13 protein-coding genes and 1 pseudogene are annotated in these 14854 nt (G+C 72.5%); 4 read left to right on the top strand and 10 right to left on the bottom strand.

Going from position 1 to position 14854, the window contains the following annotated elements:
• Window positions 1–20 precede the first annotated feature (20 nt).
• Both E4099_RS17685 and E4099_RS17680 read left to right on the top strand, forming a co-directional pair.
• A complete protein-coding gene (locus E4099_RS17685; protein ID WP_135340047.1) occupies window positions 21–1502 on the top strand; it encodes a purine-cytosine permease family protein in 1482 nt (493 codons plus the stop codon).
• A 270-nt stretch (window positions 1503–1772) separates the two neighbouring features.
• Entirely contained in the window at window positions 1773–2780 is a 1008-nt protein-coding gene (locus tag E4099_RS17680; protein ID WP_135340046.1) for an LLM class flavin-dependent oxidoreductase, read from the top strand.
• Window positions 2781–2784: 4 nt separating this feature from the next.
• Here the strand turns inward: E4099_RS17680 and E4099_RS17675 are convergent, their stop codons facing one another.
• The 4 genes from E4099_RS17675 to E4099_RS17660 form a co-directional block, all read right to left on the bottom strand.
• Window positions 2785–4212 (bottom strand): sugar porter family MFS transporter, encoded by a 1428-nt coding sequence (locus tag E4099_RS17675; protein ID WP_245244939.1) that lies wholly within the window; start codon window positions 4210–4212, stop codon window positions 2785–2787.
• 224 nt (window positions 4213–4436) lie between these two features.
• Window positions 4437–8021: a chromosome segregation protein SMC gene (gene smc, locus E4099_RS17670; protein ID WP_135340044.1), complete on the bottom strand. Its 3585-nt coding sequence runs from the start codon at window positions 8019–8021 to the stop codon at window positions 4437–4439.
• A gap of 265 nt (window positions 8022–8286) precedes the next feature.
• Window positions 8287–8493 carry a hypothetical protein gene (locus tag E4099_RS17665; protein ID WP_135340043.1) on the bottom strand — a complete coding sequence of 69 codons (207 nt, stop codon included), beginning with the start codon at window positions 8491–8493 and terminating at the stop codon, window positions 8287–8289.
• A gap of 383 nt (window positions 8494–8876) precedes the next feature.
• Window positions 8877–9158 carry an acylphosphatase gene (locus tag E4099_RS17660; RefSeq protein WP_135340042.1) on the bottom strand — a complete coding sequence of 94 codons (282 nt, stop codon included), beginning with the start codon at window positions 9156–9158 and terminating at the stop codon, window positions 8877–8879.
• A gap of 132 nt (window positions 9159–9290) precedes the next feature.
• Between E4099_RS17660 and E4099_RS17655 the strand changes: the two genes are divergently transcribed.
• Window positions 9291–10220, top strand: a complete 930-nt coding sequence (locus E4099_RS17655; RefSeq protein ID WP_135340041.1) for a CAP domain-containing protein — start codon at window positions 9291–9293, stop codon at window positions 10218–10220.
• Between the two features lie 158 nt (window positions 10221–10378).
• Here the strand turns inward: E4099_RS17655 and E4099_RS17650 are convergent, their stop codons facing one another.
• Entirely contained in the window at window positions 10379–10969 is a 591-nt protein-coding gene (locus E4099_RS17650; protein ID WP_135340040.1) for a flavodoxin family protein, read from the bottom strand.
• Window positions 10970–11095: 126 nt separating this feature from the next.
• On the opposite strand from E4099_RS17650, the gene E4099_RS17645 reads away from it, so the two are divergent.
• Entirely contained in the window at window positions 11096–11524 is a 429-nt protein-coding gene (locus E4099_RS17645) for a winged helix-turn-helix transcriptional regulator (protein WP_135340039.1), read from the top strand.
• Between the two features lie 67 nt (window positions 11525–11591).
• On the opposite strand, the gene mutM is transcribed toward E4099_RS17645, so the two are convergent.
• The 5 genes and pseudogenes from mutM to E4099_RS34230 form a co-directional block, all read right to left on the bottom strand.
• On the bottom strand, window positions 11592–12491 hold the full coding sequence (gene mutM, locus E4099_RS17640; protein ID WP_135340038.1) for a bifunctional DNA-formamidopyrimidine glycosylase/DNA-(apurinic or apyrimidinic site) lyase: 900 nt from the start codon (window positions 12489–12491) through the stop codon (window positions 11592–11594).
• Between the two features lie 139 nt (window positions 12492–12630).
• Window positions 12631–13431 (bottom strand): ribonuclease III, encoded by an 801-nt coding sequence (gene rnc / locus E4099_RS17635; protein ID WP_135340037.1) that lies wholly within the window; start codon window positions 13429–13431, stop codon window positions 12631–12633.
• A gap of 19 nt (window positions 13432–13450) precedes the next feature.
• Window positions 13451–13624 carry a 50S ribosomal protein L32 gene (rpmF, locus tag E4099_RS17630; protein WP_135340036.1) on the bottom strand — a complete coding sequence of 58 codons (174 nt, stop codon included), beginning with the start codon at window positions 13622–13624 and terminating at the stop codon, window positions 13451–13453.
• A gap of 2 nt (window positions 13625–13626) precedes the next feature.
• Complete coding sequence (locus E4099_RS17625; RefSeq protein WP_245244941.1) at window positions 13627–14256, bottom strand: YceD family protein; 630 nt, start codon at window positions 14254–14256, stop codon at window positions 13627–13629.
• A 174-nt stretch (window positions 14257–14430) separates the two neighbouring features.
• Window positions 14431–14854: pseudogene (locus E4099_RS34230) on the bottom strand (hypothetical protein); the annotation flags it as partial.

Raw genomic sequence — 14854 nt, 5'->3', positions numbered from 1 at the left:
CGCACGGAGCCTCGCCCCCCATGGACCACTCCCCCGCCTCCGCCGGCGCCCTCGACGCGGGCGCCATACCGAACACGGGCGCCGTGGAGACCCGCGGCATCGAACCGGTGCTCGAGCACGAGCGGCACGGGCGGGCCCGTGAGCTCTTTCCCACCTGGGTCGCCGCCAACATCAGCGTGCTGCTGCTCACCATGGGCGCCGGTCTGGTGGTCTTCAACGGGCTGAGCCTGTGGCAGGTGCTGCTGGTCGGCGTCTGCGCCGCCGTGGTCTCGTACGGCATGGTCGGCCTGGTCTCGATCGCCGGCAAGTGGGGCGGCGCGCCCGGCCTGATGCTCTCCCGCGCGACCTTCGGGGTGCGCGGCAACTACTTCCCGGGCGCGATCCTGTGGGTCGCCCGCTTCGGCTGGGAGACGATCAACGCGGTCACCGGTGCGTACGCCCTGCTGACCGTGCTCGACCTGCTCTTCGGCATCGGCAGCAGCACCCCGCTGATCGTGGTCACGCTGTTCTCCTTCGTCGCCTGCACCTTCCTGGTCAGCGGTATGGGCCGCAAGGTGCTGGCGGTGTGCAACACCTGGTCGACCTATCTGTTCGGCGCGTTCAGCGTGCTGGTCCTGGGCTACCTGGTGGCCCATGTGCAGTGGGGCGAGGTGTTCTCGCGCCCCGCGGGCAGCACCTCGCTGCTGATCGCGGGCATCGGCACCATCGCGGCCGGCGGCATCAGCTGGGTGCCCTCCGGCCCGGACTTCACCCGCTACCTGCCGGGCCGCACCAGCGGCCGCGCGATCGTGGGCACCACGGTGTCCGGTGCCGCCGTGGTGGTGGTGCCGATGGTGCTGATGGGCGCGGTGATGGCGGCGGTCACCCCGGACCTGGCCTCCGCGCCGGACCCGGTGTCCTTCCTCGGCGACGTGCTGCCGACCTGGCTGGCGGTGCCCTACCTGATCACCGCGCTGGTGGGCATGCTGCTGATCAACAGCCTGTCGATGTACTCGGCCGGGTTCACCGCGCAGACCATGGGCGTGCGGCTGCCGCGTTCGCTGGCGGTCAGCATCAACGCGGTCATCAGCCTGGTGGGCGGCCTGGTCCTGATGCTGGTGGCGAAGAGCTTCCTGTCCTCCTTCATCACCTTCCTGACCCTGCTGGCGGTCTCCTTCTCGGCCTGGATCGGTGTGTTCGGCGTGGACATGATGCGGCGCCGGGGCCGTGCGGTGCGCTACCACGCCGAGGCGCTGACCGACACCGGGCGCGGCAGCCGCTACTGGTACGCGGGCGGCTTCTGCCCGCAGGCGATGGCGGCCTGGCTGCTGGCGCTGGGCGCGGGCCTGTGCTTCACCCGGACCGACTGGTTCGCCGGTCCGCTGGCCGACTCCTGGATCGGCCGGAACGGGCTGGGCTGGGCGGCCACCATCCTGATCGCCGCACTGCTCTTCGCGGTGCTGCCGACGCCGCGGGAGGCCCTGCGGCCCGCGGACGCCGATGTCGATGTCGAGGCCGTCTAGCACCTGGGTCGATCCAGGCGCGGTCGGTCGGTGCGGTGGGGTGAGCCGCGGGCCGGCTGCGGCTGGTCGCGCAGTTCCTCGCGCCCCCGTGGGGCGCACCGCGAGCCGACTGGAGACCCCCACCCCCAGGCGCCCGCGGGGCTCGCGGGGCCAGGGTGTCCCGGCCGCGCGCCGGCTGACCGAGGTGCTTACGCGCACCCTGTTCGCCTGATGGGACGTCAGCTACCGTCCCCTCCACCGGACGATTCTTCGGCGGAGGGGACATCTGCCATGCCTGTCACGGTCCTGAGGCTGGGCCTCGTCGATCCGGACGCGAACCGCCAGTCCCTCGCCCGGCGCTACGGCGCGGCGGTGGAGATGGCCGGGTACGCCGACGAGCACGGCATCACCATGATCCAGACCGAGGAGCACCACGGCGGCGCGGACGGCTGGCAGCCCTCCCCACTGGCCTTCGCGGGCGCGGTGCTGGGCGCCACCCGGCAGGCGACGGTCACGGTCTGCGCGTTGATCGCCGCGCTGTACGACCCGCTGCGGCTGGCTGAGGACATCGCCGTGCTGGACCTGACCGGCGGCGGGCGGCTGGTGACGGTGGCCGCGGTCGGCGACAGCCCGCGGGAGTACACGGCGCACGGCCGGGACTGGGCGCGGCGCGGCCCGCTCCAGGACGAGGCGCTGGAGACGCTGCTGGCCGCCTGGTCCGGCAAACCCTTCCGCTACCGGGGCCATACGGTGCGGATCACCCCGCGCCCGTACAGCCGGCCGCATCCCCCGCTGCTGGTGGGCGGTGGCTCGCGGGCGGCGGCGCGCCGGGCCGCGCGGCTGGGGCTGCCCTTCTTCCCCAGCTCCCACCAGCCCGCGCTGGAGACCTACTACCACGCGCGGCGCAAGGAGTACGGGACCTCCGGCTGGTGCCTGATGCCGGCGCGGCGGACCGTGCTGCTGCACCTCTCGGAGGATCCGGAGCGATGCTGGGCCACGTACGGGCGGCATCTGCTGCACGAGGCCCGGGCCCGTGCGGTCCGGCAGCCGCTGCTGGACCGCACGGCGGCCCGCGCGGCGGTCCGCGACATGGCGGCGCTGCGCCGGCAGGGGGTGTACCGGATCATGACCCCGGAGCAGTGCGTGGCGCTGGCCCTCGCCGAGGCGGGCCGGACGGGCCTGGTGCTGCATCCGCTGTGCGGCGGGATGCCGGTGGCCGAGGGCCAGCGGTCGCTGCGGCTGTTCGCGCAGCGGGTGCTGCCCCGGCTCGCCACGCGGACCGGGAGATCCGCCGCCTGACCGGTCAGCCCATCTCCTCCAGCGGCTTGCCCTTGGTCTCCGGCACCCACTTGACCACGAACGGGATCGAGAGCCCGGCGAAGATCGTGTACATGATGTAGGTCCCGGAGAGGTTCCAGTCGGCGAGGCTGGGGAAGCTGGCGGTGATGGCCCAGTTGGCCAGCCACTGCGCGGAGGCGGCGACGCCCAGCGCGGCGGCCCGGATCCGGTTGGGGAACATCTCGCCGAGCAGCACCCAGACCACCACGCCCCAGGAGAGGGCGAAGAAGAGCACGAAGAAGTGGGCGGCGACCAGGGCCACGGTCCCCTGGGTGTCCGGCAGCACCACATCGGCCCCGGAGCCGGTCTTGGCCGAGAAGGCCCAGGCGACCAGGGCGAGGGAGACGGCCATGCCGGTGGAGCCGATCAGGGCCAGTGGCTTGCGGCCGATGCGGTCCACGAAGATCATCGCGATCACGGTGCCGATGATGTTCACGATGGACGTGGTGAAGGAGTAGAAGAAGGAGCTGCTGGGGTCCACGCCGACCGACTGCCACAGCGTCGCCGAGTAGTAGAAGGCGACATTGATGCCGACCAGCTGCTGGAAGACGGACAGGCCGATGCCGATCCAGACGATCGGCAGCAGGCCGAAGCGCCCGCCCAGCAGGTCCTTGAAGGTCGACTTCCGCTCGCTGCGCATGGCCTGTTCGATCTCGGTCACCCGGGCGTCGAGGTCGATGTGCCTGCCCTCGACCTCGGTGAGCACCTTCTTGGCCTGGTCGATGCGGCCCGCGTCGATCAGGAAGCGCGGCGACTCGGGGATGGCGAAGGACAGCACCCCGTAGAGCACAGCCGGTACGACCATCACGCCAAGCATCCACTGCCAGGCCTCCAGGCCCGCGAGCTCACCGCGCTGCTGGCCGTCGGCGAGGCGGAGGATGCCCCAGTTGACCAGCTGGGAGACGGCGATGCCGGTCACGATCGCGGCCTGCTGGAAGGAGGCGAGCCGGCCGCGGTAGGCGGGCGGGGCGACCTCGGCGATATAGGCGGGGCCGACGACCGAGGCCATGCCGATGCCGATGCCGCCGAGCACCCGCCACAGGGCCAGGTCCCACAGCGCGAAGGGCAGTGCGGAACCGACGGCGCTCACGGTGAACAGGGCCGCGGCGATCCGCATCACCTTGATCCGGCCGATGCGGTCGGCGATCCGCCCCGCGAGGGCGGCGCCGATCGCGCAGCCGATCAGGGCGATGGCGACGACCTCGGCCAGGGCCGCGGAACCGATGTGGTAGCGGTCGCGCACGGCCACGACCGCACCGTTGATCACGGAGCTGTCATAACCGAACAGGAAACCGCCCATCGCCGCCGAGGCGGTGATGAAGATGACCCGGCCGAGGTGTTCCGGTGGGACGGGGCGGCCGGTGGACGCCTGAGCCGTCGTGGTGGGGGACACGAGCACTCCTGAGGCCCGGCCGCGCTGCCGGGCGTGGGGGGAGATCCTTCGCTGGGGTACCGGACACGCCGGCGCCATATGAAGGTAAGAGCAACGTTGCAGAGAATATGTCTTCAAGTTTCCAAGTCAATGGAGTGTGACGAACGAGTCTCCCGGGGGCATGACCAGACTTGGATTGAAGACTTGAAGGAAACCCTGGGGAGCCCAACAGCTCCGCTGGGTGGTCAGCGCAGCCGCTGGCTGATGACCTTGGAGACCCCGTCCCCCTGCATGGAGACCCCGTACAGCGCGTCGGCCACCTCCATGGTCCGCTTCTGGTGGGTGATCACGATCAGCTGCGAGCTCTCCTGGAGCTCTTCCATGATCCGGATCAGCCGCTGGAGGTTGGTGTCGTCCAGCGCCGCCTCCACCTCGTCCATCACATAGAACGGGCTCGGCCGGGCCTTGAAGATCGACACCAGCAGGGCCACCGCGGTCAGCGACCGCTCACCGCCGGACAGCAGGGACAGCCGCTTGACCTTCTTGCCCGGCGGCCGGGCCTCCACGTCCACGCCGGTGGTGAGCATGTTCTCCGGGTCGGTCAGCAGCAGCCGCCCCTCGCCACCGGGGAACAGCCGTGAGAAGACCCCTTCGAACTCCCGGGCGGTGTCCCGGTACGCCTCGGTGAAGACCTGCTCCACCCGCTCGTCGACCTCCTTGACCACCTGCAGCAGATCGGCCCGGGTCTTCTTGAGGTCCTCCAGCTGCTCGGTGAGGAACTTGTGCCGCTCCTCCAGCGCCGCGAACTCCTCCAGCGCCAGCGGATTGACCTTGCCCAGCTGCTGGTAGGCCCGCTCGGCCGCCTTGAGCCGCTTCTCCTGCCGAGCCCTGTCGAAGGGCACCGGCTGGTTCCGCGGATGCTCCGGGTCCTCGGGCAGCACCTCGCCCTCGGCCGGCGGGGAGGGGGGCACCGGCTGGTCCGGCCCGTACTCGGCGACCAGCCCGGCCGGCTCGATACCCAGCTCCTCCAGGGCCCTGGTCTCCAGCTGCTCGATCCGCAGCCGCTTCTCGGCGCCCAGCACCTCGCCCCGGTGCACCGAGTCGGTGAGCTTGTCCAGCTCGGAGGCGAGCTCCCGGCCCTGGTTCCGCTCGGCGACCAGCTCCCGCTCCCGCTCGGCCCGCTCGCGCTCCGCGGTGTCCCGCTCCGCCTCGGCCCGGACCAGCGACACCTCCACGTGCGCCAGCAGCTGCCGGGCCCCGACGGCCACCGCCGCCGCCACCTGGGCCTCGTGCCGCAGCCGGGCCCGCCGCTGCTCGGCGCGCGCCCGTGCCTCGCGCTCCACCCGGGCGGCGCGGTCCAGCGCGTCGGCGCGCCCCGCCAGCCCCTTGACCCGCTCCTCGTGGGTACGGACCTGGAGGCGGGCCTCCATCTCGGTCTGCCGGGCGTTGGCACCGTCGGCCGCCAGCCGGTCCCGTACCGAGGTGTCCGGTTCGTCCGTGCCGTCCTCGGCGGCCTGGTCCTCGGCCACGGCCAGCCGCTCGGCCAGCACCTCGGCCTCCTCCTGGGCGGCCGCCAGCGCCTCCTGGGCCCGGGCCGCCGCCGCGGTCGACCGCTCGGCCTCCCCCGCCGCCGCCCTGGCCTGCCCGGCCAACCGCCCCAGCGCCTGTGCCACCTGCGACTTCTCCCGCTCGGCGGTGCTGCGCCGGGCGGCCAGCCGCTCCACCTCGGCGGCGCACTCGGTCCGCCGCTCCTGGGCACGCTGCTGCTCCTGGGCCAGCTCCCGGCACCGTACGGCCAGTTCGGCCAGCTCGGCCGCGGCCTCGTCGACCGAGGCCCGCACCTCCAGCAGGCTGGGCGCGCCGGCCGAACCGCCCTGCGCGAAATGGCTGCCCAGCAGGTCGCCCTCGGCGGTGACCGCGGTCAGCGCGGGGTGCTCGGCGAGCAGTGCCTCGGCCTCGGCCAGGGTGCCGACCACCACCACCCCGTCCAGCAGCCGGCGCGCCGCCGCCAGCAGTCCGGCGGGGCCCTCGATCAGATCCGCGGCGTACGGCCCGTACGCCTCGGCCCCCGCCGGCCGTGTGCCCCGGGGCGCGGCGGCGCCTTCGGTGGGGGCGGCGCCGAGCAGCAGCGCCGCCCGTCCGGCGTCCTGTTCGCGCAGCAGCCGCAGCGCCTTCGCGGCGGTGGCCGGATCGGCGACCGCGACGGCGTCGGCGGCGGCGCCCAGCGCGGCGGCCACCGCGATCTCATGGCCGGGCACCACGGTGAGGAGGTCGGCGGCGGGACCGAGCAGACCGGTCAGCCGGTCGGTGGCGGCCAGCAGAGCCTTGGTGCCGTCCTTGCGGCGCAGCCCGAGGGCCAGTGCGTCATGGCGGGCGGCGGTGGCGGCGCGCTCCCGCTCGGCCGCGGTGGCCGCCTCACGGGCGGCGCCCAGTGCCGCGTCGGCCTCGGCCAGGGCCTTCTTGGCCGACTCGTGGGACTGGGCCAACTCGGTGTCGTCCGCGTCCAGTCCGTCGACCTCGGCCTGCTGGTCCTCGTACTCCCGCTGGGCGAGCGCGGCACGCTCCCGCGCCTCGTCCCGGGCTGCGGCCAAGCGGTCGATCTCGGCCTGGGCGGAGGCGGCCCGGCCGTGCGCCGCGGTCACCTTGCCGTGCAGCCGGGCCAGTCCCTCGCGGCGGTCGGCGACGGCGCGCGCGGCGTCCTTGAGCCGGCGTTCCTCCTCCGCCAGCCGGCGCTCCAGCTCCGCGCGGTGCGCGACGGTGTCCTCCAGGGCCCGGCTCGCCGCCTCCAGGGCGGCCGTCAGCTCCGCCTCCTGTTCGCGGATCCGGTCCGCCTCGCGCTCCATGTCCTCCGGGTCCCGGCCGCGCCGCTCCTCGGCCGGGGCGGAGGTGGCGCTCTTCACCCGGGCGTCGGCCAGGCTGATCGTGCCCCGCACCCGCTCGGCGAGCTGGGACAGTTCGTGCCAGGTGTGCTGGGCCTGCTGGAGCCGCGGGGTGAGCGCCTTGACCTGCTCCTCCAGCGCCGCCTCGCGCTGCTGGGCGGCGTGCAGCCGTGCCTCGGCGGCCTCCTTGCGCTGTTTGAGCGCTGCCTCGTCGGCGATCTCCGCGTGCAGCGCCTCGCGCAGGGTGACCAGGTCGTCGGCGAGCAGCCGCAGCCGGGCGTCGCGCAGATCGGCCTGGATGACGGCGGCGCGGCGGGCCACCGCGGCCTGCCGGCCGAGCGGTTTGAGCTGGCGGCGCAGCTCGTCGGTGAGGTCCTGGACGCGGGCCAGGTTGGCCTGCATGGCGTCCAGCTTGCGCAGCGCCTTCTCCTTGCGCTTGCGGTGCTTGAGGACGCCGGCCGCCTCCTCGATGAAGGCGCGGCGCCCCGTCGGGTCGGCGTGCAGCACCGAGTCGAGCTGGCCCTGGCCGACGATGACGTGCATCTCGCGGCCGATGCCGGAGTCGGAGAGGAGTTCCTGGATGTCCAGCAGCCGGCAGGTGTCCCCGTTGATCTGGTACTCGCTGCCGCCGTTGCGGAACATGGTGCGGGTGATGGTGACTTCGGCGTACTCGATGGGCAGCGCGCCGTCGGAGTTGTCGATGGTGAGGGAGACCTCGGCGCGGCCCAGCGGGGGGCGGCCGGTGGTCCCGGCGAAGATGACGTCCTCCATCTTGCCGCCGCGCAGGGATTTGGCGCCCTGCTCGCCCATGACCCAGGACAGGGCGTCGACGACATTGGACTTGCCCGAACCGTTGGGGCCGACGACGCAGGTGATGCCGGGCTCGAAGCGGAGCGTCGTGGCGGAGGCGAACGACTTGAAGCCTCGCAGGGTCAGGCTCTTGAGGTGCACGCCGTCGGACTCTACTCCCTGGGCCGAGCGCTCCCGATTCCATCATCTTTTCGGTTTCGCCCGGGAAGGGGCAGGGCACATGAGTCGGTAAGGAACGCTCGGGCGCCGCTTGGGTGCCCGTATGCAGACGCTGTCGCTGTTGGGGGGCGTGGAGGAGAATCCCGGAAGACGGTCCGGGGGGATGAAACGACGAAGGGACGCCGGGGCGTCCCTTGCACAATCTCAAGCGGCTGACGATGCGGTCCGACCGGCCCGAAGGCTGAGGTCAGGCCAGCGCAGGCTCCGCCTGGGTCATGTCGATGGTGTCGATCAGCGAGTCGCCCTGGTGCGCGGCAGCCGACAGCGCGTCGTTCTCGGCCTGCATCCGGATGAGTTCGGATTCGAGGTCCTGGACGCGCTGCTGAAGCCGTCGCATCTCGGCGAGGACTCGGGGGTCGGAGCCGCCGACGTAACCGAGAAGCGCCTTTGCCATGATGGATGGTCCTCCACACTGAGTGACCGACCGAAGCGGTGTGGGTCGTGAGGGATTCGCACCCGCGATGTCTGCCATCATTTCCGTGCTCAATGCCAAACAATGAAGGTGCGCGGGGCTTCCAGCGTCTCACCAAATGGTTTGAGGGTCAACACGATCACACCCCGCGAGGTCCGCCGGGCCGAGGGCAGGCTGCCGCGGAAACAAGGGGCAGCGCCTCTGGGAAAGGCCCCGGACGGGTGTGGAGATCATCCTTGGCACGCAGCCTTCCACGATGCGGCCCGATTGGCAACCACCAGGCCGTTTTCATCCTCAACGACCGCGACCGGGGTATGCGGCACAGCGCCGAACGGGTGACGGGAGCCGTCCGGGGTCAGCGGGTCTCAGCGGGTCTCGAAGGTCTGGTAGCCACCGCGCGGTGTGTCCCAGATCTCGGTGACGCCGTCGACGCGGCCGGGCGTGTCGCCGCCGCGGAGCCAGTCGAGGAGTTGTTCGCACTCCGGGCGCGCCCCCTCCGCCACGACCTGCACCCGCCCGTCGGCCAGGTTGGAGGCGAATCCGACCAGGCCGCCGATGCGCAGCGCGTTGGCCCGGGTGTACCAGCGGAATCCCACGCCCTGCACCTGGCCGCGGACCCAGACGGTGAGGCGGACCTTCTCGTTCATGAGGTGCACGCTAACCGGCCGATCGCCCCCGAGGCACATCGAGCCGGCAGGGCATGGCGTACAGTCGCGGCTCACCATCACTCACCTGAACGAGTGATTGACGTTGACGCCGAGCATGTAGGAAGGCAGGAGATGGGCCGCCATCGACGTGCTGCCGCCGAACCCCCGGCAGCGCAGCCGACCGACACCGACACCGATCCCGCGATATCCGCGGACATATCCTCCGGACGCCACCGGGACCGCCGCCGCGGCTCCCGGGTACCGGTCCGCACCGGGCTGCTGGGCGCCTCCGCGGCCGTGGTGCTGGGCGCGGCGGCGATGAGCTCGGGGCTGCTGACCTCGGGCGGCCACTCGGTCACCGCGGGAGACGGCCCGGGCGGGCGGGTGAGCACCGAGGACTCGCCGGACGGCGAGGCCACCACGGAGGGCTCCCCCTCCGCTTCCCCGACCCCCCGGGACAGGGAGGCGGCCGGCCGCGGCGCCCACCGCAAGCCCGCACCGTCCGCCACGGACTCGCACTCCCCCTCGGCCACCCCGGGCAAGCGGTCCGGCGCGCCGTCCGCCGAGCCGTCCCCCACCCGGACCGCGAGGCCTGCACCGACCCGGACCACCCGGCCGGCGCCCTCCGCCACCACCAAGCCCGCGCCCCGGCACACCACCGCCCCGCGCGGCTCGACCGGCAAGGAGGCGGCCGCCGAGGCCGAGGTGCTCCGACTGGTGAACCAGAAGCGGGCCCAGGCCGGCTGCTCGCCGCTGATCGCCGACTCCCGACTGGGCGCGCTCGCCGGCGACTTCAGCCGCGACATGGCCGAGCGCGGCTTCTTCGACCACACCGACCCGGACGGCGCCACCCCCTGGGACCGGGCCAAGCGGGCCGGGATCACCAACATGGGCGGTGAGAACATCGCCCGCGGCCAGGCCGACGCACAGGCCGTGATGGATTCCTGGATGAACAGCCCCGGCCACCGCGCCAACATCCTCAACTGCGACTTCCAGACCATCGGTGTCGGCGCGCACTACGGCGCGGGCGGCCCCTGGTGGACCCAGGAGTTCGGCTACTGACCCGAAGCCCCCACCTCGCGGCCCCTTGCGGGCGTGCGGGGCGAACCGGTGAACGCGGACCGCCCGGCGCCCCCTGATCGGGGTGCCGGGCGGTGTGCGTTTCGCCGGACCGGTGAGCCGGGCGGTACCCGTTTCACCAGGCCGGTGGGCCGGGCGCCTCAGGCGGCCAGGGCGGCGCGCCCCGCGGCGAAGGCCCTGGCCGCCTCGACCACGCGCCGGGCGAGGTGCTCGACGGTGGCGATGTCCGCCTTGTGTACCCCTTCCGGGCCCTGGTCGGCGAAGGTCTGGGCACCCGCGCCCAGGAAGAAGCCGAGGCGGTTGAGGTCGTTCTCCGAACCGGTGGTGGTGTTCCAGCCGGGGAGCAGGCCGAGGTTCACCCAGTGCATGCCGTGCTGGGCGGCGAGCACCGTGAAGAACTGCAGGGTGTGCAGCTTGTCGCCGCTCTTGGAGCCCGAGTTGGTGAACCCGGCCGCGATCTTGTCCTGCCATGCCCGGGCGTACCAGCGCTTGCTGGTGGACTCGGCGAAGACGTGGAAGGCGCCGGAGGCGGTGCCCATGTAGGTGGGCGAGCCGAAGATGATCGCGTCCGAGGCGTCCAGCAGCTCCCACTGCGCCTCGGTGATCTCGTCCACCTTGATCAGGTGCACGGTGGCACCGGCCTCGGCCGCGGCGTCGCGGACGGCCTCGGCCAGCACGGTGGTGTGGCCGAAACCGGAGTGGTAGGCGATGGAGACGACGGGGCTGGCCATGGAGGGCTCCTGGAATTCGAAGAAGAAGGGGTGGCACCACCGGGGTGGGCGCCGCACCCAGCGAAGCACTAACTTTCAGAAAGCGCAACCCATGAGTTAGTGCTGTGGAGCGGTAAGGTGTCCGGTATGGCGACCTCACGCACTGCCGCATCCGATGACCTGGGCGATGACCACTGCCCCCAGGTGGACGGCGAGCTGGCCTACAACGTGTTCGCCCGCAGCTGCCCGTCCCGGACCACGCTGGAGCACGTCACCGGACGGTGGGGCAGCCTGACGCTGGGCGCGCTCCACGACGGCTCGTTCCGCTTCAACGAACTGCGCCGCCGGGTGGAGGGGGTCAGCGAGAAGATGCTGGCCCAGACCCTGCACGCGCTGGAGCGGGACGGTCTGGTGCACCGGGAGGCCCAGCCCACCAACCCGCCCCGGGTCGACTACCGGCTCACTCCGCTGGGCAAGGCGGTCACCGAGCAGCTGATGGGGCTGATCCATCTGGTCGAGGAGCGGATGCCGGCCGTCATGGAGGCGCGGTCCCGGTACGACGCGGAGCACGGCTGACCGCTTCGCCGACAGCGCGCCGGGGCCTTGCGGGCAGCCGCGTTCCGGTGGAGCCGCCCTGCCGGTGTCAGTCGGCGGCGGGGCGCGGCGGGCGCTGGCAGCGCGGGCAGAAGTAGCTGGAGCGGTTCATCCAGGGACGGCGGCGGATCGGGGTGCCGCAGCGGCGGCAGGGCTTGTCCTCCCGGCCGTAGGCGTCCAGGGAGCGCGAGAAGTAGCCGGACTCGCCGTTCACGTCCACGTAGAGGCTGTCGAAGCTGGTGCCGCCGGCGGCCAGCGCGTCGCCCATCACCGCGCGGACATGGGCGAGCAGTTCGGCGGTGCGCGGCCGGGTCAGGGTGGCCGTGGGCCGCTCGTAGTGCAGCTTGGCGCGCCACAGCGCCTCGTCGGCGTAGATGTTGCCGACGCCGCTGATCAGCGACTGGTCGAGCAGCGCCCGCTTGATGGTGGTGCGGCGGCGGCGCAGCGCGGTGTGGAAGGCGGCGTCGTCGAAGGCGGGGTCCAGCGGGTCGCGGGCGATGTGCGCGATCACGTCCGGCAGTCCGTCGGTGGCGCCCGGGGCGATGCCGTGCAGCGAGAGGCCGCCGAAGGTGCGCTGGTCGACGAAGCGCAGCTCGGTGCCGGCCGCCTCGCCGAGCGCCGCCGGGGCCGGGGAGTCGGCGAACCGGATCCGTATGCGCAGGTGCTTCTCGTCCGGTGCGTCCGGCGGCTGCACCAGCAGCTGTCCGCTCATGCCCAGATGCGCCAGTACGGAGATGTCGGCGCCCTCGACGGGGAGCCACAGGTACTTGCCGCGCCGCCGGGCCTCGCCGATGCGGCGGCCGGTCAGCCGGGCCGCGAAGTCGGCGGCGCCGGCGGGGTGGCGGCGGATGGCACGGGGGTGCAGCACCTCCACCGCGGCCACCGTGCGTCCGCTGACCCAGCGCTCCAGACCGCGCCGGACCACCTCGACCTCGGGCAGTTCTGGCACGGTCGTCCTCCGGAGTGGGTGCCGGGCGCGGATGGGATGCCGTCGCCCGCGACGGGCGCGGCGGGGGGTTTGCGCGAGGGCCCGGGTGGGCCGTGCCGCGGAACTCCCGGCACCGGGGCGGGCCCGGTGCCGGGGAGGTTCAGCGGGTGGGCGAGGCGGTGTCCGCCTGACCGGCGGCCGGGGTGTCCCCCGCCGCGGCCGCGGCGGCCGCCTGGTCGGCCGCGGCGCGGATGGCACGCCACGCGGCCTCCGCCGCCTGCTGTTCCGCTTCCTTCTTGCTGCGGCCGGTGCCGGTGCCGTACTGGACACCACCGACGCGGGCAGCAGCCGTGAAGGTCTTCTCGTGGTCCGGGCCGGTCTCCGAGACCACGTACTCGGGGACGCCGAGCCCCTCGGTGGCGGTGAGTTCCTGGAGGCTGGTCTTCCAGTCCAGGCCGGCGCCGAGGTTCGAGGACTTCTCGATGAGGGGGTCGAAGAGCCGGTGCACCAGCTCGGCGGCGGCGTCGAGACCCTGGTCCAGGTAGACCGCGCCGATCACCGCCTCCAGGGTGTCGGCCAGGATGGACGCCTTGTCCCGGCCCCCGGTGCCCTCTTCGCCTCGGCCGAGCCGAATGAAGGCGCCGAGGTCGAGGCCGCGGCCCACCTCCGCCAGTGCGCGCGAGTTGACCACCGCGGCCCGCAGCTTGGCCAGCTGGCCTTCGGGCAGGTCGGGGTGGATGCGGTACAGCGTGTCGGTGACCACCAGGCCGAGCACGGAGTCCCCGAGGAACTCCAGCCGCTCGTTGGTGGGCAGTCCGCCGTTCTCGTACGCGTAGGAGCGGTGGGTCAGCGCACGCACCAGAAGGGCGGACTCAAGCTGATAGCCGAGCCGCCCTTCCAGAATCGTGTGGGACGAGGCTGTGTCCGCCGGCGCCTTCTTCGACGAGTTGCCGTCTGACATAGAGCCTGTCACCCGCCGATCAGACCGCGAGGACCTGACGCTTGTTGTAGGTGCCGCAGCTCGGGCACGCGATGTGCTGCAGCTTCGGCTCGGTGCAGCGCTCGCACGCCACCAGGGTGGGGACCGCAGCCTTCCACTGCGACCGGCGGTGGCGCGTGTTGCTGCGCGACATCTTCCGCTTCGGAACAGCCACGGCTACTTCTCCTGCTTCTCGTCGACGCCCGGTTCGGCGCCGCCCATATCGTCCTTCTCGCCGTCCTTGATGGTCTCGGCGAGTCCCTGCAGTGCCGCCCAACGGATGTCGACGGCGTCGTGGTGGTGGTCCGGTTCGTCCGCCAGGCGCACCCCGCAGTCGGGGCACAGACCCGGGCAGTCCTCCCGGCACACCGGCTGCAGCGGCAGTGCGAGCACCACCGCGTCCCGCAGCACGGGTTCGAGGTCGAACAGGTCGTCCTCGAGGAAGAGCCTGTCCTCCTCCTCGGCGTCGTCGTCCGAGTCCGCGTCGCGGCCCCAGGCATCGGCGTCGGGGTAGGAGAACAACTCCTGGAAGTCCGCGTCGAGCTCTCGCTCCAGCGGCTCCAGACACCTTACGCACTCCCCGGTGAGCGGCGCACGGGCGGTGCCTGTGACAAGCACCCCTTCCATGACCGACTCCAGCCGGAGGTCGAGTTCCACGGTCGCGCCCTCGCGCACCCCGATGACCTCGATGCCGAGGTTCTGGGGCGCCGGAACCGAGCGGGTGAGCCGCTTGAGCGCACCAGGACGCCGACCCAGCTCGCGTGTGTCGAACACGAGGGGGGCACGGTGATCGAGGCGGGCGTTCAGGGCTTCCTGCTTTCTACGCTGTGGAACGGGCCGCCCGTGGCCGATGCGCTGCGGGCAGCCGAAAACGCGGTCCGCGAGGAGTGCCGCGAGGCACATACACGCAACCGAACAGTCAGGATACTGGACGCGCAGCCGTAGACCCAATCCGGTCGCCGGGCAGGGGCGGCACCGGCGTCAGCGGCCCTGCTCGTACTCGCGCAGCTGGTCCAGGTTGATCATGCTGGTGTCGAAGAAGCTGGTCTCGTCGAGCGCGGCGGCCTGCTGGGGCTGGCCCTGCTGCGGGATCTGGACCTGCGGCTGCCCCTGGCCGGCGGAGCCGTAGGGGTCGGCCGCCGGGTAGCCCTGGTACGCCTGCCCGCCGGAGTGCTCCGAGTAGCCCTGCTGCTGCCAGCCGTAGGCCGCGGGCTCCGCGGCGGCGGGGTGTGCCTGCGGGTAGCCGGCGCCCTGGGCGGCGTACGGGTCGGCGGTCTGCGGGTACTGCTGCGGATATCCGTAGTCGCCCTGCTGCCCGTACTCCGCGACCTGCGGTGCGTAGCCGGCGTCCTGCTGCCCGGGGTACTCCGCGGCGGCCGGGTAGTAGTCCGGCTGGGCCGGGACC

It is taken from the genome of Streptomyces palmae, from assembly GCF_004684805.1.
Classification (GTDB): domain Bacteria; phylum Actinomycetota; class Actinomycetes; order Streptomycetales; family Streptomycetaceae; genus Streptomyces; species Streptomyces palmae.
Note: the sequence above shows the minus strand (reverse complement) of the source record. Positions and strands in the feature narration are given on the sequence as shown.